Annotated in this window: 20 protein-coding genes; 8 read left to right on the forward strand and 12 right to left on the reverse strand. The window is 42.5% G+C overall.

Annotated features, from left to right (window positions below):
- Window positions 1-342: 342 nt before the first annotated feature.
- The 3 genes from AVL57_RS14100 to AVL57_RS14110 form a co-directional block, all read right to left on the reverse strand.
- The gene (locus tag AVL57_RS14100; protein WP_057790348.1) at window positions 343-807 is read right to left on the reverse strand and encodes a hypothetical protein; all 465 of its coding nucleotides are present in this window, start codon (window positions 805-807) and stop codon (window positions 343-345) included.
- A gap of 448 nt (window positions 808-1,255) precedes the next feature.
- Window positions 1,256-2,368: a hypothetical protein gene (locus tag AVL57_RS14105; protein WP_057790346.1), complete on the reverse strand. Its 1,113-nt coding sequence runs from the start codon at window positions 2,366-2,368 to the stop codon at window positions 1,256-1,258.
- Window positions 2,369-2,501: 133 nt separating this feature from the next.
- Complete coding sequence (locus AVL57_RS14110; RefSeq protein ID WP_057790344.1) at window positions 2,502-3,308, reverse strand: PaaX family transcriptional regulator; 807 nt, start codon at window positions 3,306-3,308, stop codon at window positions 2,502-2,504.
- A 253-nt stretch (window positions 3,309-3,561) separates the two neighbouring features.
- Between AVL57_RS14110 and AVL57_RS14115 the strand changes: the two genes are divergently transcribed.
- Window positions 3,562-5,226, forward strand: coding sequence for an isovaleryl-CoA dehydrogenase (locus AVL57_RS14115; protein WP_057790342.1), 1,665 nt, complete (start codon window positions 3,562-3,564; stop codon window positions 5,224-5,226).
- Here the strand turns inward: AVL57_RS14115 and AVL57_RS14120 are convergent.
- The 3 genes from AVL57_RS14120 to AVL57_RS14130 form a co-directional block, all read right to left on the reverse strand.
- Window positions 5,223-5,774: a DsrE family protein gene (locus AVL57_RS14120; protein WP_057790339.1), complete on the reverse strand. Its 552-nt coding sequence runs from the start codon at window positions 5,772-5,774 to the stop codon at window positions 5,223-5,225. The two genes, AVL57_RS14115 and AVL57_RS14120, sit on opposite strands and share 4 nt — an antisense overlap.
- An 80-nt stretch (window positions 5,775-5,854) precedes the next feature.
- Window positions 5,855-7,081, reverse strand: coding sequence for a dipeptidase (locus AVL57_RS14125; RefSeq protein WP_167347548.1), 1,227 nt, complete (start codon window positions 7,079-7,081; stop codon window positions 5,855-5,857).
- 40 nt (window positions 7,082-7,121) lie between these two features.
- A complete protein-coding gene (locus AVL57_RS14130) occupies window positions 7,122-9,464 on the reverse strand; it encodes a TonB-dependent receptor (protein ID WP_057790337.1) in 2,343 nt (780 codons plus the stop codon).
- A gap of 463 nt (window positions 9,465-9,927) precedes the next feature.
- Here AVL57_RS14130 and AVL57_RS14135 point away from each other — a divergent pair, with 463 nt between their 5' ends.
- Window positions 9,928-10,539, forward strand: coding sequence for a hypothetical protein (locus tag AVL57_RS14135; RefSeq protein WP_057790335.1), 612 nt, complete (start codon window positions 9,928-9,930; stop codon window positions 10,537-10,539).
- An 83-nt stretch (window positions 10,540-10,622) separates the two neighbouring features.
- On the opposite strand, the gene AVL57_RS14140 is transcribed toward AVL57_RS14135, so the two are convergent.
- Entirely contained in the window at window positions 10,623-11,552 is a 930-nt protein-coding gene (locus AVL57_RS14140; protein WP_057790332.1) for a dienelactone hydrolase family protein, read from the reverse strand.
- 255 nt (window positions 11,553-11,807) lie between these two features.
- Here AVL57_RS14140 and AVL57_RS14145 point away from each other — a divergent pair, with 255 nt between their 5' ends.
- Entirely contained in the window at window positions 11,808-12,455 is a 648-nt protein-coding gene (locus AVL57_RS14145) for a peroxiredoxin-like family protein (RefSeq protein ID WP_057795997.1), read from the forward strand.
- Window positions 12,456-12,612: 157 nt separating this feature from the next.
- On the opposite strand, the gene AVL57_RS14150 is transcribed toward AVL57_RS14145, so the two are convergent.
- The 3 genes from AVL57_RS14150 to AVL57_RS14160 form a co-directional block, all read right to left on the reverse strand.
- On the reverse strand, window positions 12,613-12,960 hold the full coding sequence (locus AVL57_RS14150; RefSeq protein ID WP_231518136.1) for a DUF3718 domain-containing protein: 348 nt from the start codon (window positions 12,958-12,960) through the stop codon (window positions 12,613-12,615).
- 242 nt (window positions 12,961-13,202) lie between these two features.
- Window positions 13,203-14,411 carry a cell division protein ZapE gene (gene zapE, locus AVL57_RS14155; protein ID WP_057790328.1) on the reverse strand — a complete coding sequence of 403 codons (1,209 nt, stop codon included), beginning with the start codon at window positions 14,409-14,411 and terminating at the stop codon, window positions 13,203-13,205.
- Between the two features lie 117 nt (window positions 14,412-14,528).
- Entirely contained in the window at window positions 14,529-15,116 is a 588-nt protein-coding gene (locus tag AVL57_RS14160) for a YehS family protein (protein ID WP_057790327.1), read from the reverse strand.
- Between the two features lie 202 nt (window positions 15,117-15,318).
- On the opposite strand from AVL57_RS14160, the gene AVL57_RS14165 reads away from it, so the two are divergent.
- The 3 genes from AVL57_RS14165 to AVL57_RS14175 all read left to right on the forward strand — a co-directional run bounded on the left by AVL57_RS14165 (window position 15,319) and on the right by AVL57_RS14175 (window position 17,259).
- Window positions 15,319-15,888 (forward strand): DUF4136 domain-containing protein, encoded by a 570-nt coding sequence (locus AVL57_RS14165; RefSeq protein WP_057790325.1) that lies wholly within the window; start codon window positions 15,319-15,321, stop codon window positions 15,886-15,888.
- A 108-nt stretch (window positions 15,889-15,996) separates the two neighbouring features.
- The gene (locus AVL57_RS14170; protein ID WP_057790322.1) at window positions 15,997-16,560 is read left to right on the forward strand and encodes a YceB family lipoprotein; all 564 of its coding nucleotides are present in this window, start codon (window positions 15,997-15,999) and stop codon (window positions 16,558-16,560) included.
- A gap of 126 nt (window positions 16,561-16,686) precedes the next feature.
- Entirely contained in the window at window positions 16,687-17,259 is a 573-nt protein-coding gene (locus AVL57_RS14175) for a hypothetical protein (RefSeq protein ID WP_057795995.1), read from the forward strand.
- 31 nt (window positions 17,260-17,290) lie between these two features.
- Here AVL57_RS14175 and gloA read toward each other — a convergent pair whose 3' ends face one another.
- Window positions 17,291-17,839, reverse strand: a complete 549-nt coding sequence (gloA, locus tag AVL57_RS14180; RefSeq protein ID WP_057790320.1) for a lactoylglutathione lyase — start codon at window positions 17,837-17,839, stop codon at window positions 17,291-17,293.
- A gap of 273 nt (window positions 17,840-18,112) precedes the next feature.
- Between gloA and AVL57_RS14185 the strand changes: the two genes are divergently transcribed.
- A complete protein-coding gene (locus AVL57_RS14185) occupies window positions 18,113-20,440 on the forward strand; it encodes a tetratricopeptide repeat-containing diguanylate cyclase (protein WP_231884917.1) in 2,328 nt (775 codons plus the stop codon).
- A 5-nt stretch (window positions 20,441-20,445) separates the two neighbouring features.
- On the opposite strand, the gene AVL57_RS14190 is transcribed toward AVL57_RS14185, so the two are convergent.
- Complete coding sequence (locus AVL57_RS14190) at window positions 20,446-21,102, reverse strand: NAD(P)H-dependent oxidoreductase (RefSeq protein WP_057790318.1); 657 nt, start codon at window positions 21,100-21,102, stop codon at window positions 20,446-20,448.
- Between the two features lie 221 nt (window positions 21,103-21,323).
- Here AVL57_RS14190 and AVL57_RS14195 point away from each other — a divergent pair, with 221 nt between their 5' ends.
- A complete protein-coding gene (locus tag AVL57_RS14195; RefSeq protein WP_057790316.1) occupies window positions 21,324-23,297 on the forward strand; it encodes a class I adenylate cyclase in 1,974 nt (657 codons plus the stop codon).
- The last annotated feature ends 28 nt before the right edge of the window (window positions 23,298-23,325 follow it).

Raw genomic sequence — 23,325 nt, forward strand, 5'->3', positions numbered from 1 at the left:
GTAATCAGTAAACTAGCACAGCGCTTGCGTGCACAATGTGCATATTCAATGGAGATTTTGATGGTAAGACGGATAGGTAACTGGATACAAAAGTACAGGTGTCAAAACGAATAGCGCGGTGTTAAGGGTAAGTGGTACTTATTATTTTTAGGCTAAGAAAATGGGTTCGATTATTTATATTTCAAAGAGGGAATATCGTTCGAGTGAATATTTTCGGTGGGAGTCTTTTCGAGGGATATTTTCTAACACCAGTAAGCGTGGTGATTAAAATAAGTTACTGGCCCACCCAGTTGCCGAGTGGGCCATGAAACTGTAAACAAACGTTAAATCGGTGAGGCTATACTATTCAGAGAATGGACGTACAACAACTGTTTCAGCGTTATAAGAACGAACAAATGCTGACATTTCTTTGTGATTACAAATAATGGTTTCGCCTTCTAAGCCGTGCTTAGCAAGTGCTTTTTCTGTACCGATTGAAACAGCATCTAAACAAGCTTTAGAAGCGATATCTTCGTTCTTAGCAACAAGGGCAATGCCTTTAGTTTCATTAGTAGTTTTATCGCTGTATAAATCAGCAAACTTTCTCAAGCTTACATCGTTACAAAGCAATGATGCACTGAAAGACTCAACATTTAATCCGTTGTCACGAATTAAACGTTTTGCTGCTCTGTAGCCTTCTGTCGCGGCTGTGTAGCAAGCTTGCGTTTCAATGTTTTGATTAACTGGGTTTAAACGAACGTCTTGAGCAAAAGCATTTAAAGACGCTACTGAAGAGATAAGAGCAATGGCGAAAGTTGACAGTTTCATAATGTAATTCCTATTGTGTAACAAAATTAGAGTTTTCTTAAGCAACGAGTACATTATGACCAAAAATTACGTAAAAGAAAGCTTATTTTGTAATTAAATTACAGAAACTGACAAAAAACTGTACCTTTCACATCAATTCTGTAAGTTTTTTACAAAATTTAACCTTTTTAACAATCGTTGTTACAAAATGCGAATATATGTAACCTACATTATTGTTATCTAATATTGGATACGGCTGTATCCTGTAGCCTGAAGGTACCTATTTGAAGTAATCGACGTGCTTAAACCTTTTTACGAACTAATCGAAATAGTGCAAGAGTGATGGTAGGTATTTATAAAACGTTATTAGAAAGGCAATGAGGCTCTAGATACAAAAATGCCCACCGACTTAGTGCGGCAGGCATCAATAATTAAGTTAATAGCTGCAACTGGTTTTATACTTTCACGACTAGGTGATTAAATCGTGCATCCAGTTTAGTGAAGGAAGTTTGCGGTCTTCTTGGTAGAACAAACGATTTAGCCTACCTAAAAGGTTAACAGGTCTGGATGGATCGTGAGATTTAACCCTATGGGAACTTTCATTAAGCATAAACTCCCACGGTTGTAGATTCATATCATCAATCTCGTCCTGTTGAACACCTAAGCTTTTAAGCGTAGACAAAATACGTTCTGTCTTGCTTTCTACAACCGGCAAAATGGTATTGGCGTACAAATCAGTTAAAGGCGCATTAATCGCTGCCAGCGTGTGATTAATTGCCGCCCACACCATATCATGATCAAACTCCCAATCACGTGGTGCATAATAGCCCTCTATTTCCCACTCTAGCTCAGCGTTGCTTGCCGCAATACTGCTTTCTGCTTCTGGAGAGAAAGACAAATCAGGCCGCGCGCCAATATTGTATGCGTCTACACTCATGGCAACACAAATCACCAAATCGCCACATATTTCTTTGTTTTGGTATAAGGCTTCAAATGCTGCTCGCTTAACGCCCATCCAACCATGCACTTTTGAAGGTTGCTCTACAAAATGGCGCACATCGTTAGGTAGGTCTTCGCCATAAAGATCAATTAACAATGGTAACGGATTTTGCTCTGGCGCCTCATCGGGCATCCATACTTCATATTCTTGGCGGTTATCTGCTTTTCCGCGGCTTTTAATACCGTAAGATAAATTTACGGGTCGGCAAATACTACGATCTTCATCAACTTTATGAAAATACTCAGATCGCATTCGCTTAATAAAAGGGGCATCTAACCCCGCCAGCGCGGCGGTAGGATAGCGATAACCAATCTCGCTGTGCTCAACCATTGTGAGTGTAGGTATGGCTTTTTCAAGCTTACTCTTTACGCCCTTAAGTTGCTCTACATTAGGCAAAACAATACTTCGCTCCGGCTCAATGGTAAGCCGACGTCCATCTTCTGCAACGAACTTTGGGGTCTTGTGAAATTCGTACTGAGAAAGGCCTAAGCCCTGCACTGCGATGTTACGATAACGCGACAATTCACTGAAAAGCGCGGTGTGGTTTCGAATGTGTTTAAACAGGGGGCGGTTTGACGTCATACTACTTATTCCATGTCACGTATTTAAGTTGGAAAATCTGTGCGTATCTATGCAACCGTTTATCGGTAATTCAAATGACAGTGTGCCACAAAGATAGCATCAGGCAAGCACCTCCGTGCTCATACCTCTTTCCTCACTTCTTTATATTTAAAAATTCATACCAGACTTCAGCGCCAGCCTTATCGTACTCTTCTACTTTTGCGCGAAATGCTCTGCGAAGGTCGACATTAACCAAAGGTGCTGGAAGCAGTGGGTCGAACACTAATCGTTTTAGGGCATTATCGCCGACGATATAATATTCCTTTGCTGCATCATCTAGTGATAAGCCTTCTATACGCTTGCGTGACCGCGCGAGTTCAATTAATCCTTCTTCGTAACTGGCTTCAAGGTTTTTGGTTTGCCATAACCCTGCTGCTTTTTTTTCTGTCGCGCCTGCGAAGTCAGATGCATTAAAAACCACGGCGCTTTTATCTAACCCTAATCGGTACAATCGCTCTCGTGTTATACCAACCGTATCATTAAGATTATTTGGCCTAACATAAAAGTCCGCAGAGAGCTTTTTTAAGCCCATTAGTTTAAGCGCCCTGTCTTGTGCCCTTGTGGCCTTTCGATCACTTTTTGCTAATGCGGTAGTCAGCACGGTAAGCCAATCGCCACGCCATTCACACAACCTAGACTCTGCGGAATGCCAACTACTGATCTCCCCTGCAAATTGCTCGCCCTCTTTACCTAATTGGTAATAGCCACGTTCCACCAGCTTAAGCAATTTTGCCGATTGCAAGCGAGTAAGGGTAACGCGAATGTTATTTTCCGAAATACCAAACAAGGCGCCTACTCTTACCGCGCTGGCTGCATCCATTTTTATACCAGGACGTGAACCAAGTAACTTCATCAACAAATGGCGGGCTACGGGTTTACCGGTAGGTTTTTCGGGTAACATATTGCTTTACCAATCTATTAATAATTAAAACGAAATCAGGTAAGCACTTTACCTAAATGTCATGCATTTACAAAGATATCCTTTTTCCCTGTCTTACTTAGTCACAAGCGCATAAACATACGCACTTAAATAAGTCCTCTAGAATAACGGCGCTCGAGCAGCTTCTTTAAAGGTGACCCAACAACTAAATTACAAAAATTGACACAAAAAGACATAAAGGGTAATGTTTAATAAATTTTAAGGCGAGTTTATTATGACTTCACCGACGTCGTTCCAAACCCATGTTGTTGAGAATCAGCCAACCTTCCTTCCTTCATATAACTTATGGCACGGTGACGCACTGCTTAAGCATGCTGTGTTAACCAACTTAGTGTCGCCTAGTGCTGATGTAGAAACACAGTTAGGTGACTTCGGACAAGTCGCAGGCTTTGAATTAATGGAGCATGGCGAACTTGCTAATAAAAATAAGCCCGAGTTTCATCCTTTCGATCGGTATGGTCGCAGAATTGATGATGTAGCATTTCACCCTAGCTACCACGCACTTATGAGCGCGGCTATGCAGGGTAACGTGCATAACTACTCGTGGCAAAATGAAAGCCAGCAAGGTGCTCATGTTGTAAGAGCCGCGTTAATTTTCATGCAATATCAGGCCGATGCGGGCACAACCTGTCCACTAACCATGACCCATGCCGCCATTCCGGCACTACGACAAGCTAAAGGCTTACCTGACTATTGGGTAGATAAGGTGGTGCAAGGACAATACGATCACCGTACCTTGCCAGCAGCACACAAGAATGGCCTGTCTATTGGTATGGGAATGACCGAAAAGCAAGGTGGCTCCGATGTTCGCCGCAACACCACCACTGCGACAAAACAACAAGATGGTAGTTACCGTATTGTGGGGCACAAGTTCTTCTTTTCTGCTCCTATGTGCGATGGCCACCTAATACTTGCACAAACTGACGCTGGCCTAGGCTGCTTTCTATTACCAAGAGTAATGCCTAACGGCACCTTAAACGAAGTACGTATTCAACGTTTGAAAGACAAACTCGGAGACTGGAGCAATGCTTCATCAGAAGTGGAGTTTCAAGGCGCAACGGCCTACTTAGTCGGAGATGAAGGTCGTGGTGTACGCGTTATCATAGATATGGTGTCGCTTACACGCCTTGATTGCATGATTGGCTCGTCGGCTTCTATGAGACAAGGGTTAGTTCAAGCCCATCATCATGTCAGCAACCGTGAGGCTTTTGGTGACACGCTTATCAATCAGCCTTTAATGCAAAATGTCATCGCCGACCTTACGCTTGAATGTTCGGCGGCACTGGCTTTGACCATGCGGGTCGCTCGCGCCGTTGATGCTAGTAAAATCAATCCGAAAGAAGCCGCACTGGCTCGTATCGCAACGGCGATTGGTAAATACTGGATATGTAAGCGAACCCCTGCATTTATTAACGAAGCACAAGAGTGCTTAGGGGGGCTAGGTTATGTAGAAGAGAATATTTTGCCTAGGCTTTATCGCCAAGCTCCGCTTAATTCAATTTGGGAAGGCAGTGGTAACGTACAATGCTTAGATGTACTTCGCGCATTGCACAAAGAGCCAGAATCTAAAGCGGCGCTTTTTGATTTATTGCATAGCGCCAAAGGGAAAAACGCCTGCTACGATAACCACCTGCAAAATCTTTTAGACGCTTTCGAAGATACCGCCACCCTAGAAATTCGCAGCCGTTTAATTACAGAGCATACTGCCCTTGCCATGCAAGGTGCCTTGCTTCTGAATGAGAGCGATAGCGTGATGGCGAACACCTTTTGTGAAGCAAGGTTAGGCAAACAGCAAGGCTTGGCGTATGGAACACTGCCTGCTAACACACCTTTTTTAGATATTATTAAAAAGGGAATGCTTAGCAGTAGCAACAATTAAAACGGGTTAGTACTGAAACCCTGTTCACTTAAACGGGCATGGGCTGTCATCGCAGATAAGTCCATCTCAACGCCCTCTATTAGCATTTCAGAACTTACATCATTAGCGGCTGAGGATTGTCCGCAAACGATTACTCGTACGCCTTTATCCATAAGCGCACGCAATAAATCTAAGTTGCCGTTATCTTCACCTTTTTTCTTTTGATAGGCCGCGTTATTAATCACATCAAACGTGGCTGAGCCGTGAACCACTAACGCGAGTTGAATATTTTCAAGCTTAGCGCCATTGGTGACATGCATATTAATAAAACGAGCTAGTGAATCAAATTTGCGGTTAACCTTGCCCACATCAGCCCCTTTGGCTACATCGAAGGCGACTTTAAATTGTTGCTGAGGCGATACACTCACGCCTGGCACTGGTGCATGCTTGCCATAGTTATTAAAAACGGGGCCTGCGGCAAAATCATCAGTGCCCGCATGGGCAAACAATGGCGTCGATAAAGCAGATACTGCGGCAAGTGTTGAGGCTAAAAGAGGTAACGATTTCATGCATACTCCACGTTATTAATCAGAAATAAAAAAGCGCCCTACTCACCAAATGAATAGAGCGCGTTTTCAATTCAGTGTAACTATTTACTCGCTGTTTTCAAACTAGCAGCATAGTCTTGAGCCTGTTGAAGCACTCTTAATGCATTACCACTCCATATATCTGCTAAGTCTTCTTCGGTATAGCCCTCTTCTAACAATCGCTGTGTGATCATGGGTAAATTAACCACATCCATCATATCGTCTACACCGCCGCCGCCATCCCAGTCAGCGCCAATTCCTACATGCTTAGGCCCTACCACCGCTAACGCATGTAAAAAGTGTTTCATGTAAACATCAAAAGACGCTTTAACCGCGGGATGCTCATGCTCAATTTCCCTGCGCTTTTCTAACAAATCCTTGTGATCAGCACCTTGTTTGACCATGGCCATTAACCCCTTGTAAGCTTCTTTTCGCTCGGGGTTTTCAGGCAGTGCAGTAAGGTAGTCGCTGTAAGCATTCATTTGAATGACACCGCCAGATTCCGCAAGCTGCTTCAGTAAGTCGTCGTCAATGTTTCGCGGATGATCGTAAATTGCTTTCACGCCGGTGTGGGACAAAATGATGGGAGTTTTAGACAGCTTAATCATGTCTTTAACGGTTTCATCGTGAGCGTGGGAACCGTCAAGTACAATACCCAATCTATTGGCTTCGCTCACAAAGGTTTCACCTAACGGCGAAAGCCCGCCCCACTTCACCCCTTCGGGATCGGTAGAACTATCACCAAGCTGATTGTTTTTAAAATGTACTGGCCCCGCCATTCGTAGCCCAAACTTATAAAACGTTTCAAGTAGGCTCATATCCGTACCTAAGGGATAGGAATTTTCCATACTCATATAAACAATATGTTTGCCTGCTTTTTTAATTTCACTCGCATCATCAGGGTTAAGCGCTAACGCAAAAGTTTCAGGATGTTCAGTCACCATGGTGCGTACTGCAAGTGCGCGCAGTAAAGCAGTGTCGCGGCTTTGCTGGTAACCTTCTGTAGTTAGCGGTCCTTGCGGGGTATAAAGCACCCAAAAGCCACCGTCTAACGCTCCTTCTTGCATACGCGGTACATCAACTTGCGAAAAGTCGTGGCCATAAGTATGCCGTTCCATAATATCAAACCCAGGCCTTACCAAATGCGCAGGCGTATCTAGGTGTGTGTCTAAGGTCACCAGTTTACGCTGAATAGCTTCAGCTTCTTCTCGTGTTACAGCATCGGCTGCCTGCGTTACGGCGCTCGTTACAGTAGCTCCAAGACCTAGGGCGACCACTACCCCTAGCATTGTTTTGTTTAACTGATTTAGTTTTGTTTTCGTTGTCATGTTAGAAAGCCACCGTTAATGATGCCTGCACGTTACGAGGGCTCAAAGGGCGATAGAAAGCCGATCCTACAAACGCAAACGACAAGACTTCTTTGTCGAAAAGGTTATCTACGTTTAACCGTAAGCTCACATTTTCAGGCATACCGAAGGGGTTCACACCACCTAAATCTACATAGGCACTTACCGTGGTGTAGCTATCCATTTCATAGGTCTCGGCATAATCGGTAAAACGACTACTGGTATATTTTGCCGACACATTCGCTACTAACCATTCTGTTGGCTCGTAGGTAATGCCACCTGTCATCACCCAATCTGGACTATCAGCCAAGGCGCTGCCTTCAGGGTTACTGCCAAAGCCGTCTACTAAGCTGGCATTTTTGTACGAGACATTAGCGTTCATGTATAACTGTTTTTTGAATACTTCAGGCTGATAAACACCTGACAATTCAAATCCGTAGGCTTCTGAAGCGCCGCCATTAATATAAAAGCTCTCAGGTTGACCAGTCGCGGGGTTTAACACGTTACTGGCAAACAAACGATTATCAAAGCGGGTATAGAATAAAGCCAATGCCGCATTAAAGTTTTCTTTGTTGGTACGGTAACCTAATTCAAGGTTATCGGCTTCTTCACCTTCAGGAGTATCGGGTTCAAAGCTAACCGCATTGTCATAAATGTCGTCTGTACCATTAGGTAGCGCGTAGTTTTTCGAGTAAGATGCGAAAACTTGGTCGGTGTCATTTAGGGTGTATACCGCGCCTATTGAAGGTAAGAAATGGTTGCTAAATTTGCCGCCCACAGACTGAGGCCCATAACCTGCTTCACCGTCAATTTCGTAATCATCATAATCACGATACCCATCTAGTGAATAATCAACACTTAATGACTTTATCCCCAATTCAAGCTTCAAGTTGTCGTCCATTAAGCTAATGGTATCTTTCACGTACAACTGCGTAGTTTCACGGACCGAGGTGTAGTCTCGGCGATAATATGCCACCTCATCCCAAATCACGTCACCATCCGCACTACCGCCGGTTTTATTTAACCGCTGTTGCGTACGGTGGTAAGTGTCTTTTTCTTGCCAGCCACCAAATTGTATATCGTGGGCATCGAGTTCTAGGCTGAAATCAGCAACGAAGCCTTTTCTATCTCCCCCTACTGACGACAAACCATATTGCACACCCCGTGGGTGCACCACATCTAGCCCTGCGGCTGCCTGATCTTCGTAAATACTTAAGGTGTTACTATAAGAATCGGGAGAAACACCATAACCATCTTTGTCTTCAAAATAATAAGTACCGGTAAATAACAAGTTATCTAACAGGTAGGTTTCAAGCTGGGCAGAATAGAGTTTATCATCACGAACGTTTACGCGATCTTCGTAGTAACTTGTACAATTACTGCCGGTAAACACAGGGGTAAAATCGCTTTCATCCACTACCCCATCTTGATTGAAATCGTAAACACCCGTTAAAGGGGCAATACAGCCTTCAGGAATGGCATCTAGGTAGCTGTAATAATAGTTATCATCAAAAGTCGCTTCGGTACCGGAGGGCGAGTCGTAATCGAAGAAGTCGTTCGCCACATAGCTAACGGTAAATTTAGTCTCGTCACTAAAGGCATAAATTGCTTTACCTTCAATGTGCTCTCGGTCGATAGTACCTGGCCCGCGCCATAAATCACTGTCGGTTTTCGAGCGACTCACATAGGCTTTGAAACCATTTATGTCGCCGGTTTCCAGTTTAACGAAAGAGCGATTTAAATCATCATCGCCAATAGTGTAAGACATCATGCCACCGGCTTCGTCAGACGGGTCAACCGAATAGTAAGAAGCTATAGGCCCTAAGGTAGAATAACTTGGTGCGGAAACATCACCGGCTCCCGGAGATGCCACTACAGATGCTAAGTTCTCGTTATCTACATATCTGAAAATAGGGCTACCGCCGAAGGCATCTGAACGCCCCATGGGTACGCCGTTCAATACAAAGCCCATTTGGCTTAAATTAAATGCGCGCACATTCACAGAATTTCCAAACTCATATAATCCTAATGCACCGTCCGTTTGCACATTAAATCCAGGTAAACTTTCTAACATTTTGAGCCCAGATATACCACCTGGAGCCGACAACAACGCTTCACGTGTAACGGCTAGCGTATTGGTTACTTCACCAGTACCAATTGCTACCTCGGTAGTAGAGATACGACGACCTACTACTTGAATCTTTTCTTCTTCAGTTTCAGCACTGGCGGTTTCACTTTCTTGTGCATACGCAGGGCTGACGGCAAACATTGCCGCTATAGATACACTTAATAGTGTAGGACGCAACGGTGTATTTGTTTTTATCATGAGTGTGTTTCCTGCTTCAACTGCTACTACGTGCCCACTTGGAGGAAAACCAAGTGAGTGTTCAGTTAACACATCACAATAAACATACCAACAACGTTAAACTTTAGTATTAATTACCGCCTAAATTTTACTCAGCATAGTATTTCTCTAGCTTTAGCAACTCATCTGATGAGTTTCATCTTGACCGGTTTTGAATATAATTATTCACAACATCTTTATTTACTCTTTAACAATGCACCAAGAGATCGCTAGTAGCAATGAGAGGTGCACCACGACAGTGAACTTTTCACTTGAAAAATTAAAACACTCTTTAATTTTCAACAACTAAGATATACATTACGTAGTGGTTCTCACGCTATTTTGAAACACCTTATGAATGTTATAAACTGCGGTAAGTTTGCCATCCGCCTTTGCAATTTTTATATTGCTCAAATGATTTTACTAACTAATTGATACAAAATTCATGGAACCGAATTACGCAAATTACTCGTATCGCGAGTTACTTGAGGCATTAGAAAGTATTGACCGTGAAGCATTTCCTGGGCGAGTTAATAGCATTAAAGCTAGATTAGCCACACTAGATAAGGAAAGCGATAGCGTATCCATTCGTGGGGACTACAAAGACATTAGCCTATTACTATTTTTAATTAGTTCGGTAATTGGTGTGATATGTACATGGACACTAGTTAAAGGAAGCGAAGATGATTTTAGGCAAATAGTTGGCGCCTTAATGCTACCCGCCGCCCCCTTTTTATACTGGTACTACAAAAAAAAGTGGAAAACTCATGCTCAGGACCACTTCATTCTAAATAAAGATGGGGTGCTTTATAACTTCGAAGGGCAAGAAGCCAAGCTAGCATGGGTGGATATTACGTCTATTGAGTACTCCCGAACCAGATACCATTCCACTCTGTGCTTTGAAGCAAAAAATAGGGAAAAGAATATCTATATTGATATAGAAAAATTTCGATGTAGTCAGTCAATGGTGGACAACTTCACTAAACAAAAGGCTATCAAACACGATGTAATATACTATAAAAGCTCGAGATGGAGGGGGAAGAAACAAGTAATATAAGCAAGGCCCCAAACTTCCAAAGCCCTTGAAAAAAGAGACTTATATTAAAGACCTTGCATTAGCAATGTGGATATTAAACTAGCTTACGCCAGTTTAGCGTTAAAAAATGCTATGGTTCTAGACCATGCTAACTCAGCATTTTCTTTGTCAAACCGCCCCGTAGAATCGTTATGAAAACCATGATTTGCATTTTTGTACATATGCATTGCGTACGAGACATCATTCGCTTTTAAGTCTTCCTCGTACTCTGGCCACGTTGCATTTACTCGCTCGTCTAATTCGCCGAGCTGAATAAGTAAAGGCGCCTCAATATTTTTGCGTAACGCTTTGGCTGCTGGAGTGCCGTAAAAAGGAACACCTGCATCTATAAGGTCGCTATCGACGGCGGCTAGATAATTCACCATATAACCACCAAAACAAAAGCCCACTGCGCCAAGTTTTCCACTAGACAATTCATGCGCTTTTATAAATTCAGCGGCGGCCACAAAATCATGTTCTATTTTTGAACGGTCCAGGGTTCGCTGCATAGCGCGACCTTCATCGTCGTTGCCAGGGTAGCCTCCTAATGGAAACAAGGCATCGGGGGCAAACGCAATAAAGCCTGCCTTCGCAAGTCTTCTGGCTACATCTTTAACGTAAGGGTTTAGCCCACGATTTTCGTGTATTACCAATACTACCGGCGCTTTCTTTTGCGTGGTTTCATCTTGGGTTAAGGCGTTCGGTACGACTAAATAGCCCTTACCTTCTCCATGGCCTTTGGGTGAAGCAAAGGTTTCGTAGGTTGCGGTAATCTCAGGATCGTTAAAGGATATTTGTTCAGCCAACGCATAATTAGGCATTAATGACGAGGTTAAGAAAGACATGGAATAGCCAAGGGCAACTAATCCTGTGAGTTTGGTCATGAATGTGCGTCTATCCATACCACCGTGGGCATAAGCGTCGTACCAATCGAAAGCTTCTTGTGGAATGGCTTTGTTTTCCTGCTGCTGGCTGTTTTCCCGCTGAAGGCTCATAGTTAATCCTCAATGATACAAAGTGAAAAGGCTAGGTAAGTGAATTGCTAGTTAATAACTAAATACGTGTGGGTGTCCAGAATATTATCCAATATCTTATGAGAACAGGCATGTTTCTGCGTAGTACCGCATTTCCGGACTAGATAATCGTAAATGTAGTGCAAATAGGTTTTATTAGTCTCAATAAGGCGTTAACTTCACTCGCATATGATTATCACGATGCGTCATTATGATGTATCACACCATGAGGCTCGTATGGCAACGTTAAAAGAACAAACTGAAGCGAAGGTTGAGGCTGGCCGTAAAGGCAACCCAGATTTCATGAAAGGGGTAGATGCAGAAATAGCAAAAGCTAAGTCGTTTCAGCAAGGCAGTGATGCATTGGCAATTGGCGATAAAGCACCTGAATTCACGCTGCCAGATGCAAAAGCAAATACTGTTTCCCTCCCCACCCTTTTAAGCCATGGACCTGTTGTTGTAACTTTCTATCGTGGCAGTTGGTGCCCGTACTGTAATTTGCAGCTTCGTGCCCTACAGTCTCGATTAGATGATATTAAGAGTCTAGGCGCAACCCTAGTGGCTATAAGCCCGCAGGTACCCGATGATTCGCTCAGCGAAGATGAAATTAGCAAAATGGATTTTATCGTATTGTCAGATCAAAGTGCTAAAGTGGCAGCCAAGTACGGCGTAGCATGGGAAGTGCCTGAATTCCTAATTGAGCACATGAAAAACGATAGGCAACTTGACCTAGAAACCGTCAACAACGGCAATGGTAACATTCTGCCTATTCCAGCAACCTTTGTGCTCAATCAAAATGGCGACGTAACCTGGCGTTATGTGGATGTTGATTATAGAACTCGTTCAGAGCCGCAAGATATTATTGATGCACTTAAAAGTATGTAAGCCAATTTGGCCTACATTCTAGTAAGTAAGATACTAGGTATCGGAAGCTATATTTAAAACAGCAAAAAGGTGGCCATGGCCACCTTTTTTAGATTATGTGCTGAGCAACAACAATGTAAACGAAAACTCCATGCTCAGGCTTCAATTTACCAAATAACTACTTTTTTGTATTTGCTGCAGCCAAATCGATAATTTCAACGTTGGTATTAAATTTACCGTTAGTTAGCACGTTATTCATTTTATCTGGGTCTTCCGCATAATCTTGCACAAAGGCTAAGATATTTTGATCATTACAAGTAACATTTTCAGCAATATAGCTTTTGCTCAAACCAGAATCTTTAATCGATTTGTGCAGTTGAATTTTACTGCCTTGTGCTGCAACAACACATAATTTAGAAGACACTGAATCGTCTGCTGCAAATAATGAATCTGCTGCGTTTGCCATGCCAATAGTAGATAAAGAAAGTGTAATTGTAGCTAGTGTTTTAGTAAAAGTGTTCATCATTGTCATCCTTTAGGTTAAGTCGAAGTTAATTTTGCAACCTGGATGCCAACATTTTTAACTCTTAATAATCAATAACTTAAATAAAAAATACCTAACTCACAGATTTCAACAATTTTCATCAACACTACTGAATCGTCATTTTTACTAAATTTTAGTCTTTTGTACAATTGCATAAACGAATGCAAACACTTGCACTATTGCTAACCAATCAAAAAGTAAACTAAGGCGTTTGTGCGACAGCACTAGCTCGACACTTGTTGTAAATATTCTACTGATGCCATCTCTACCAATCGGCTTTTAGTGCGTTCAAATTCAAACATAAGCGAGCCACTGGTATAAATCTCATCCTGAGGCACGTAAGACGTTATTACCAAGTTAGTTTTACTGTCGTAACATTCATCTACCAATGCAATAAATCGACGTAATGCATCATCCATGGGTGCTAAAACCACTTCCCGCTCGCCGGTTTCGGCAGAGGCGATGTTAATATTCGAGCCGTTATCTTCTGTGCCCCGTGCCTTAATTCGCTCGTATGCCTGGCCACTCATAGGTGGCACGTTGAACACTAAAATGGTTTTGTACAACTTGGCTAATTCTACATAATCAAAGTGGCTTCGAGGCCCTTCACACAATGCCGAAAAATTGAAACAAACCGCCTTATGGCTTATGCCTGAGTTATTTGTATCCGCATCACTTTCGGCGATGATATCAATAGTTCGCCCTAACATGGTTATACTAGAAGGCGAACTATTAAATGTTAATTCAAACTGACGAAGTAGAGTTTGATGCAATGCCGCCTGCGCTTGCAATGGCTTAGGTAATTCGAAATAACGTTGAATGTAAGTGAGCGCACGCTTTCTATGGTCTTGTTTTCCATCTAGATGCAGTACGTTTAAATGAGCTTCAATTGCCGCAATAGCAGGCAAAAAGCGTGCGCGCTGCAAACCATTTCGATAAAGCTCGTTTGGTGCACAATTGCTGGTACACACCACCACCATGTTAAGTTCAAACATGTATTGCATTAAGTTACCTAGTAACATGGCATCGCCAATATCTGACACAAAGAACTCATCGAAACACAACACCTTGTATTGCTTACTTAGCTGCTTCGCAATGTGGCGCAAGGGCTCTGATTTTCCAGACAGTTCAGTGAGACGCTTATGCACGTCCTGCATAAAATGATGGAAGTGTTGCCGTTTGCATAAGGTGCTTGGCAAACTCTCGTCTAGCAAGTCCATTAGAAAGGTTTTGCCCCGCCCTACTTTGCCCCACAGATATATACCTTTACTTTGTGGTTGCGTACTTTTATGAGAAGCGTTTTCTTGAGCCTGCTGTAATGAAAGGTACAGCTGCTGTAGTAATGCTATGGCGTGTTGCTGAGAGGGATCTTTTTGAAGCTTACCCGAATCGACTAGTGCTTGATATTGCGTAAGCGGCGAGGAATGTGGCATGCAGGTTTAATATAGTGTGTTGCCAAAGAAAATAGCGTTACGCATAGTTTGAATATTCATACTTTTGCACACTTAACACGGTGCAAAGCGTAACGCCCATTAGTTATCAGTTCGCGATTAAGAGGTTTTACCCCACACTGAACTTGGCTTATTTGCTTTCTCTTTGGCTTTTTTCGCCTGAATATCCGCTTTTACGTTCTCGCGTACTTGCTCTTTTGTATGTGCTGATTTTTTCGCATCAGGGCGATACTTCTTCACCATGCCCTGTAATAAGTTACGCACTACTTGGTCGCCAGCCACTTTATAGTTTCTGTGATCTGGTTTTCTAAAAAAAGCTGAAAGCTCGTTTTTGCTTAATCTAAAATCCGCCATTTGAAGCGCGTTAATCATATCTTCGTCTTTGTAGCTCATAGCAATACGAATTTTTCGAAGCACTTCGTTGTTACTTAAACGCTCACCGGATTTTAAAATAACAGGCTCAACACCTTCTTGCTTGCCTCGTCTTTTAATAATTAAGCCGTCTAGGAACAAAGAGATAATTTTATCTCTGCAAGGCAAATAGCCCTCTTCACCTTCTTTTTTCATAATTGAATGAAGGTAGTCTACATCCATGTCGTAGTCTACTAACTTGAAAATACCAATAGCAGCGGTATCGTTAATTGCCAAAGCAAAGCGTAGGCGTCGTAGAACATCATTGTGGATCATGGTTTTTCGTCTTAATCTAGAAGGGGCTCATTTATTATGGTGTAGTTTATCGCAATGGCTAATAGACCGCGAATTAAAACCACGGGTTTACGTGAATTGATGAGGCTTAGTGTTCAATTTGCGTTATTTACGATAATAAATCGATCCTAATTGGTGGTTTTCAACTTTAAACCACTACAGCAGTTTTTTACTCGGCGTACTTATGACACCAACAAATAAAAGTAAACATATAGTAAGAAAACCCTTTTACATGCTTTTTGCCTTAGTGGCTTTAAGCTTTTTAGCAGGCTGTGCTAACAAGGGCCCGCAAATTAATATTGATGAAAGCCAGAATTTTGCTGACATTAATACGTTTTTTGTTCGACCGCCACTTAATAGCTTGAACCCCGAAATAGAAAGCCAACTCACATCGGCGATTAGCCGAGCGCTTATCGCCAAAGGTCTCAAGCCCTCGCCTGAAGAAGGTGCAGATGTACTGGTAGGTTTCCTTCCTTCAACTGCCAGTGAAGAAAATGACACCAGGTTAAACCTAGGGTTAGGCACGGGTGTATTTGGGCGTTCTGGTGGTATTTCCCTTGGCAGTATATTCAGCGTACCTATTGGTGAACGCGTGACGCAATATCAAAATCTTCAAATTGATGTGGTACGTGGCGATACGTTTATTTACAGTGCAGTAGGCAGTGTAGAGGTAGAGTCTACCGATTCCGTCACTATACAAAATAAACTAGGCGAGTTAGTGGCCAATTTACTTGAAGCCTTTCCAGCAAAATAAACGTCATTTATGTGAGGCAAATGGCATAATGGGAGTAATTAGCTTGCTTGTTACGAGATTTTTTCTTGTATTCATTGCAGGCTATAAACTCTATACAGAAGGTTTTTTATGAAAGTTATACTCTTTGCTATCACCCTTTTTCTTACCGGATGTGCAAGCACGAACGGCATAGCGGTTTTCTCTTTTTCAAATGCTGAAGTTCAATCATTGCTTAACAAGCAAATGCCGAATTTAACTGAAAACGTTAATCTTATGGGCTTGCCCGTACAGCTGAATGTGAACGACATAAATGTAAATATCGGTCCTGATAATCGCGATGTTATATCCCTTGGTTTAGACACAGGCGCAGAAATTAACGCCTTCGCGTTCAAATACCCTGTACGCTTGACCTTTCAGATTGAAGGCAGCCCTTATTATGACAGTGAGCAAAAAGCCGTATTTCTCCGCAATCTTAATTTGTTAGATTCAAGTGTAGAAGCGGGTAACTACAAAGGAAACTTAAAGCCTTTAAACAACGAAGTGATGAACTTACTTAACGCTTTTCTGGCTGCTAACCCTGTTTATAAATTAGATATGAATAATCCTAAAGTGGCACTATTGAGTAAAGTACCGCTAGACATGAAAGTTGTTGAAGGTGCTGTTCAATTAGTACCAAGAAACTGGAGCAACTAATTAATAATAATAATAATAAGAAGAAGAAGATAACGCATGAAGATTAGCTCAACACTGCTTCAAGTAGCCCCCCGATTAGTGGTTATAGGCACCTTAGCGCTAGTATCTACACCAGTGCCAGTGCTGATGGCCGCACAGAATTCTAGCGCTGAACCTATTGTTCAGCCAGCTCCGCTAGTGTCGATTGCCAGCCACGATAGCTTTTTTGACAGTATACGCGCGCTATGTGGAAAAGCGTTTGCTGGGAAAATAACGGTTGATAACCAGCCTTCTAGCAGCATGGCAGATAAACCTCTGGTCATGCATGTTCGCCACTGTACAGACGATGTATTGCACATTCCCTTTCATGTAGGCGACAATGCGTCTAGAACGTGGATCATCACTAAAACGGGCTCTGGACTATCGCTTAAGCATGATCATCGCCATGAAGATGGTAGCTATTCGGAATCGACAATGTACGGGGGTCATACCCTCGATGCTGGTTGGCCGCAGGTTCAATCCTTCCCCGCCGATGCCTACTCTAAAGCTTTGTTTGCTAAAAGTGGCATTCCCCAATCAAGCTCCAATATTTGGCAAATGTTTATTTACCCGGAAACCTTTACCTACCGATTGATTAGAGAAGGCAGAGAATTCCGGGTAGATTTTGATTTAACCCAATCAATACCCGTACCTGCAGCACCATGGGGCTACGCTGACTAAGCTTGGTTCTACAAAAATGGCGCGTCTTGCATTACTTGGTCAAGTGCGGGGCGCATACCTTTGCCGTTTGCTTAGCGTCGAAAATTTCAATCCAGTAATCATCTGGATCTCTAATAAATGCGATACCTTTCATCGAACCATCGTTAGGGCGTTTTTGGAAAGGAACATCTAGCGCTTCAAATCTTTCACATGCAGAGTCTAGATTCGGCACGTGAAAGCCAATATGACCAAAGCCTTTTGGTTCACTATTGCCATTATGATAGTGAACACTATCTGCGGTATCGCCCCAATTGTGAGTGAGTTCTAGCATAGCTGGCCTCCCAAAAGTTTGGGCGGTACGCTCACTATCGTCATCGCTAATATCAGAAAAATCATCACCCGCTGCTAAGAAATAAAGACTAAATTTCATCTCTTCAAAATCAAGGCGCTTTAACAATGTCATGCCCATTACTCGCGTGTAAAAATCGAGTGAGCGTGCAGGGTCGGCAATACGCAACATGGTTTGGTTGAAAACAAAGCCTTCAGTGGCTTTATCTTTCTGTTCACATAATCCTTCAGCGTTGTCAAAGTGTCGGCTCATTGAAATAGTATCCTTAGTTAAATGGCCCCTAGTTAAGTGGCCCCTAGTTAAGTGGCATAGTTAAGTGGCTTAGCTAAACGACTTAGTGGCTTCGTTTGTAGTGTAGGTGGGGGCAGTTAAAGCAATAGACAACAATAAAAGCAATAATAGATTATTTATTATACAACGCCTTATACTATTTGACCTTTGATAGCACCACATTCACTCTATTAGTACAAAGCGTGAGCATTTATACTTTGTACATTCAGTTGTTTTAACCCGAACCCATAGTCAATGCGCTTTTTTGTTTTCATACTGTTGTTGATTGTGCTTACTACTGCCCGTGCGCAGCAGGCTAGCCCCTTGCCTTCTCAGGATCAAGCTTCATTGCAGCGCGCTGATGCAATCCTTTCAAAAGCACAATTAGCACAAGATTCCTCACCAAAACGCAGTATTATATGGGCTAATCAAGCCTTAAAAATTTCACAAGAAATAGACGACTTCAGCACTACTGCACAAGCGCACTTTCTACTTGGAAAATTAACGAGTCGAACCGATCAAAATAAAACTTCACAGCAGCATTTTTTTGCCGCGTCAGCCATATTCGAAAAGCTCAAAGATACGGAAAATTACATATTGTCGTATGTGGGCTATATCGATGTATTGGTGAAAGATAAACAATTCACCAAAGCACAAAACGCTATTACAACGCTGGTACCTTTAGCTTTTCAATACGGTGAGTCTTTACCGATTGCCATCACATTAAGCGCCAAGGGCGATTATCATTTCGCAAAAGCTCAATACTCTATTGCGGTAGTACAATACTTGATGGCCATTGAATACCTCACCGCCAACGAAAGTCACATTCAAAAGCTAAACGCAAGAACCCACGTAAGAATTGCAGAGGCCTACAAGCGATTAGAGAACCGAGAAAAAACCGCCAAACATTACCAAACAGCATTAACCGTATTTACTGATTTAAATGAAGTAAAGTCTATGGCGCGTACCCTCAACACATTGGCTGAAGCGGAGCGATACCTAGGGAACTTAGTGCTTGCACTAGACTATGCATTACGAAGTTTGGCTCTTCACGGGCAAATAGATGATGCTAAAGGCCGTGCTAAAGCATTAATGGGAGCGGGAATTATTTACCGCCACATTGGTCGCTATGAACAGTCTTTAAAGCACGTTCACCAGGCTCATCAATATTATAAGAAAGTTAATAATACAACGGGCATTGCTAAAACGTCGAACCAGATAGGTCATATTTATTTTAGATTAGAACAGTTCGACCAAGCCCGTTCGTTTTACATGCTGTCTATTAGCTTGCCAGAGGAAAAAGTAGAGCCCAAAACCCTTGCTACCGCGCTTCGAGAAAGCGCGATTATTGATTGGAAAAAGGGTGACTACGCATCGGCAAAAACGTTAGCGAAAAAAGCAGATATTATTTATCGAAAAAGCAACGACAAGGCAAAACAATCAATAACCCAGCGAATATTGGCGAACATTCAACGAGACGAAAATAACGTTTCAAACGCGCTCAATTACTATAAAGAATCATTGGCTTTAGCCACAGAGATAGAAAGTGACTTTTACCAAATTAAAACCCTTATTCCATTCGCTACTATGCTTTTTGACACTGATATGGAAGAGGCCATAGCGCTGTTAAAAACCGCCGCAACATTAGCACACAAGAATGGCTACAAGGCCTTTATGTTAGAGAGTTATCGTTATTTACGTTTAGCAGAGAAAAACAGAGGCAATACAGAAGCATCTTTACAATACGCTGAACAAGAAATTGCCATGAGCGAAGTTATTCAAGAAGACATTAATAACAACGAACTCGCGCTTGAAAAAGCTAAACTACACTCTTTAAGACTAGAAATAGAATTAGAAACTCTGCGAGAAAAAACCAAACTCGATAAGCTCGAATTGGCTAGAAAGAACAATGAAATTGAGATAGCTCAACAGGCCACAACTATTTCAGAATTAGAACTGACTAAAAACAGATATGCCAGTGTCGCTTTAGCATTATTGTTAGCCGTTTGCTTAATACTGGTACTGCTTATTTATCGCAGGTTTATGGTATCGAAACAACGCAACCAAGAGCTGGGCTACTTAGCCACACGCGATCCATTAACGAACAGCTTTAATCGCCGTGTTTTGTTTGATTTGATGAAACGGGATTTTGCAAGAAATCCACAGCCAGAAGACTACTGCGTAATAATGGTAGACATCGACTACTTTAAATCTATCAATGATAATTACGGGCATACCATAGGTGACTCGGTACTTCGCGGGGTTGCTAATACCTTGCAAAGCTGCGTTCGCCAAAACGATGTGGTTGCACGATTCGGTGGAGAGGAGTTCTGTATTGTATTGCCAGATACCTCCTCTCACCAAGCTATGCGCATAGCTGAAAATTTGCGAGAAACCATTCAAGTTTGTCGCTTTGATGATATCGCGGTGACCTGTAGCCTAGGCGTATCATCTATTCGCTTTGATGCGAAAACGCCATCTGAACTTATAGACCAAGCAGATCTCGCGCTATTTAAGTCGAAATCGTTAGGCCGTAATAAGGTGACGTTATGGAGCGAAGCACTCGCTAGAGCGCAGGACTAACGTCACTACACTACGGTAATGACATCTTCCATTGGCAAACGAGCCTTGGGTAAACCGTGGTTCCAGTCTTGCTCTTCGTCGGCATAGCCAAGTGCTAGCGCCACTTCACAAATATGACCGTCAAGTTCTTCGCTAAACAACTCACCAATCAAGTCAGCATCTACGCCTTCCATCGGTGTAGATGCTATACCCAAGCGGGCTAATGTGTGAAGCAAGTTTCCAAATGCTAGATAAACCTGTGCTTTAGTCCATGCGCCGTTGTAGCCATTCTCATCCGTATTGGCTTCTGCAAAAGCGTAAGCGCCCATAAATGAGTCACGCATTGCTTCTGGTAAGTGACCAGACGCCACTTCTGCATCAACACGCTTAACAAATTTTTCTTTGGTGAACTTAGGGTCGTAAGCAAATAATATGGTGTGCGATGCTTCTTTTGCATGCAGTTGGTTGAACTGGTGCTTGTTAGCAAAAGTATCGTGTAGACGCTGTTTTGCACTGTCACTTTCAACTACAACAAACTTCCAAGGCTGCGAGTTTATTGAAGACGCTGATAACCTTAGTGCTTCCAATATAATGGCTAAATCTTCTGAAGAAATACGTTTGCTACTGTCGTACTTTTTAACGGTATAGCGCTGGTTTAAATCACTGATAATTTGATTAGACACAAGTAACTCCTAATATTTAATGCGAATACTTTAGATGCCGAGAAGTTTAACGAGTTATACTAATGGCGATAAGCCCATTAATGATTGAATGAGTTTACACAAATTTTTGATAATGGAAGCGCAGGCTAATTGCCAACTTTTCACTGCCGCACTAGAAATAAGAGGCATACAAAGGAAAATCGCGCTATTTTTGAAATAACTATCGATACAAAAGAGCAGTAATGACAGAGCAGCAGTCTCTATCAATTAAAAAGAATCTAACAATACGCCTGTTACGAGTACTTAGGTATAACAAGGCAAGAGTAGAACGTGCACTTATGCTTATGCCTCCTGAGCACAAGCCGTTGTTTCATGTACTGCCCTTTTTACTGCATGTAAATCATCCTGATCTTCCAGGCTATATTGAAGGTGAAGAAATTCCCTTTGGTATTCATAATTATTCATTTCGCGAAGTTGTCGAAAATGCGCTTTTGCAATGCTTCCCAGATAAGCGAGATTTATTTACTGATATCAAGTCTCTGTGGCCCCGGCACCGAGCTATTGATGCGTTAGTCCTTATGGGAAGTATTGGTACCATTGCCCAAACTAACACCTCTGATTTCGACTATTGGGTGTGTGTCGATGGCAATCAACTCTCAGAAGCGTCGCTTAATAAACTACAAGAAAAGTTAACGGCCATTGAAAGTTGGGCAGACAGCAAATTCGGTATTGAAGTGCACTTCTTCCTGTCTGAAATTGATAATATTCGACGCAACGACTTTGGCATTGCCGATGGAGAAAGCGCAGGCTCAGCTCAAGCGCTATTTCTTAAAGCTGAATTTTATACCACTAATATTGTGGTAGCAGGAAAAGCACCTTTTTGGTGGTTAACGCCAGAAAAAACCAATGACCAGCAATATATTGCGTTAAAAAGTCATCTAGAAGACGGTGGCTCTCCAGATTTAAGCTGGTTTATGGATCTTGGCAACCTTGAAAGGCTCGACGCCAGTGAATTGTTCGGTGCTGCAATATGGCAGTTAAGCAAGGCCATGGACTCGCCGTTTAAATCAGTACTGAAAATAGCAAAGTTAGAAGTTTATCTTGCTCATATTGAGCACGGTCAGCCCTTGTGTAGCTTGCTTAAAAAGCATGTTCATCGAGGTGCCGAAGCTCCTGGACAAGTCGCGGTTATCGACCCTTATGCGCTAATGTTCGACCAACTTATTGAGCATTATGAAAAAGAGGGGCAGCCTGAAGACATGTTGTTACTTCAACAGTGCCTTTACCTCAAATGTAATTGCAAACTAAGCCAACCACCACAACGTGGAGAAACCTCTACGTTTAAGCGCAAGATAATAGCGGCATATGCTAAAAAGTGGGGATGGACGAAACAAGACCTTTATCACTTAGATAATCAGCAGGAATGGACGTTTTACGAACGGGTTCAATTAAGCCGACGTATTCATCGATTTCTTTTAAAATGCTACCGACGTATTTCAAGCCAGCTTGGTGCTGAACAACAAACCATGAGTAAAGAAGACATGACCGTACTAGGTCGTCGTCTTAGTACTTTTTATGGCAAGAAGCCTAACAAAATTGAATTTCTACGCCGCGCGTTTGATGAAAACCTCTACTGCGACACGGTAACTGTGGCATTAAAGCAAAACAAAACTGGGCAAGAGATTTGGACTGTCTATGCCACAGACACGCTCAGTAAATCGGGAAAAATAGCGCAAAATCAGAAAATAACGCAGACATCCTCTGCTATTGAGTTAATCGTGTGGTGCGTAGCAAATCGTATTATCGACGCAAAAACTACCATCTATCTTGATTACAATGCAGGAGAGGTAAGCGAGCTCGATTTAAACGACTTATTGAAACATATCTGCCGCTACTTTCCGCCAATTAAAGTCTCTGGGCTGCAAAGAGATAACCTGCTCACTAGCGCCCGCATTACGACCTGCTTAGCGATTGTGAATTTCAACGCGCTGAGGCAAAAGGCGAGCGTTGAAGAAGTCTCGGTGTTGTACACCACATCGTGGGGCGAAACCTTTTTATTCCACGGGAAAGACGTGCTAGATACACTCTGGTTTGAACTTGAAGAAACAAAGCCTGCCCCGCCCTGCTTTGTCATGGTACCTCGCGGAAATCAGCAATCTCGTATTCAAGGTGAGTTTTTAGAGTCCACAGGTATAAATTTTTCCCTTATTCACTAGACCAGCCTTCTCTTTTCTACCCTTTCTA

This window comes from Alteromonas stellipolaris (assembly GCF_001562115.1).
Taxonomy (GTDB): Bacteria; Pseudomonadota; Gammaproteobacteria; order Enterobacterales; family Alteromonadaceae; genus Alteromonas; species Alteromonas stellipolaris.

Excerpts from the sequence above, each read along its gene's own strand:
- AVL57_RS14135 (WP_057790335.1), top strand. The coding sequence starts at position 9,928 with ATGGAACCGAATTACGCAAATTACTCGTATCGCGAGTTACTTGAGGCA.
- AVL57_RS14145 (WP_057795997.1), top strand. The coding sequence starts at position 11,808 with ATGGCAACGTTAAAAGAACAAACTGAAGCGAAGGTTGAGGCTGGCCGT.
- AVL57_RS14110 (WP_057790344.1), bottom strand. The coding sequence starts at position 3,308 with ATGTTACCCGAAAAACCTACCGGTAAACCCGTAGCCCGCCATTTGTTG.
- AVL57_RS14120 (WP_057790339.1), bottom strand. The coding sequence starts at position 5,774 with ATGAAATCGTTACCTCTTTTAGCCTCAACACTTGCCGCAGTATCTGCT.
- AVL57_RS14100 (WP_057790348.1), bottom strand. The coding sequence starts at position 807 with ATGAAACTGTCAACTTTCGCCATTGCTCTTATCTCTTCAGTAGCGTCT.
- AVL57_RS14125 (WP_167347548.1), bottom strand. The coding sequence starts at position 7,081 with ATGCTAGGGGTAGTGGTCGCCCTAGGTCTTGGAGCTACTGTAACGAGC.
- AVL57_RS14150 (WP_231518136.1), bottom strand. The coding sequence starts at position 12,960 with ATGATGAACACTTTTACTAAAACACTAGCTACAATTACACTTTCTTTA.
- gloA (WP_057790320.1), bottom strand. The coding sequence starts at position 17,839 with ATGAGCCGACACTTTGACAACGCTGAAGGATTATGTGAACAGAAAGAT.
- AVL57_RS14175 (WP_057795995.1), top strand. The coding sequence starts at position 16,687 with ATGGCCGCACAGAATTCTAGCGCTGAACCTATTGTTCAGCCAGCTCCG.
- AVL57_RS14165 (WP_057790325.1), top strand. The coding sequence starts at position 15,319 with ATGACACCAACAAATAAAAGTAAACATATAGTAAGAAAACCCTTTTAC.
- AVL57_RS14130 (WP_057790337.1), bottom strand. The coding sequence starts at position 9,464 with ATGATAAAAACAAATACACCGTTGCGTCCTACACTATTAAGTGTATCT.
- AVL57_RS14105 (WP_057790346.1), bottom strand. The coding sequence starts at position 2,368 with ATGACGTCAAACCGCCCCCTGTTTAAACACATTCGAAACCACACCGCG.
- zapE (WP_057790328.1), bottom strand. The coding sequence starts at position 14,411 with ATGCCACATTCCTCGCCGCTTACGCAATATCAAGCACTAGTCGATTCG.
- AVL57_RS14170 (WP_057790322.1), top strand. The coding sequence starts at position 15,997 with ATGAAAGTTATACTCTTTGCTATCACCCTTTTTCTTACCGGATGTGCA.
- AVL57_RS14140 (WP_057790332.1), bottom strand. The coding sequence starts at position 11,552 with ATGAGCCTTCAGCGGGAAAACAGCCAGCAGCAGGAAAACAAAGCCATT.
- AVL57_RS14185 (WP_231884917.1), top strand. The coding sequence starts at position 18,113 with ATGCGCTTTTTTGTTTTCATACTGTTGTTGATTGTGCTTACTACTGCC.
- AVL57_RS14115 (WP_057790342.1), top strand. The coding sequence starts at position 3,562 with ATGACTTCACCGACGTCGTTCCAAACCCATGTTGTTGAGAATCAGCCA.
- AVL57_RS14160 (WP_057790327.1), bottom strand. The coding sequence starts at position 15,116 with ATGATCCACAATGATGTTCTACGACGCCTACGCTTTGCTTTGGCAATT.
- AVL57_RS14195 (WP_057790316.1), top strand. The coding sequence starts at position 21,324 with ATGACAGAGCAGCAGTCTCTATCAATTAAAAAGAATCTAACAATACGC.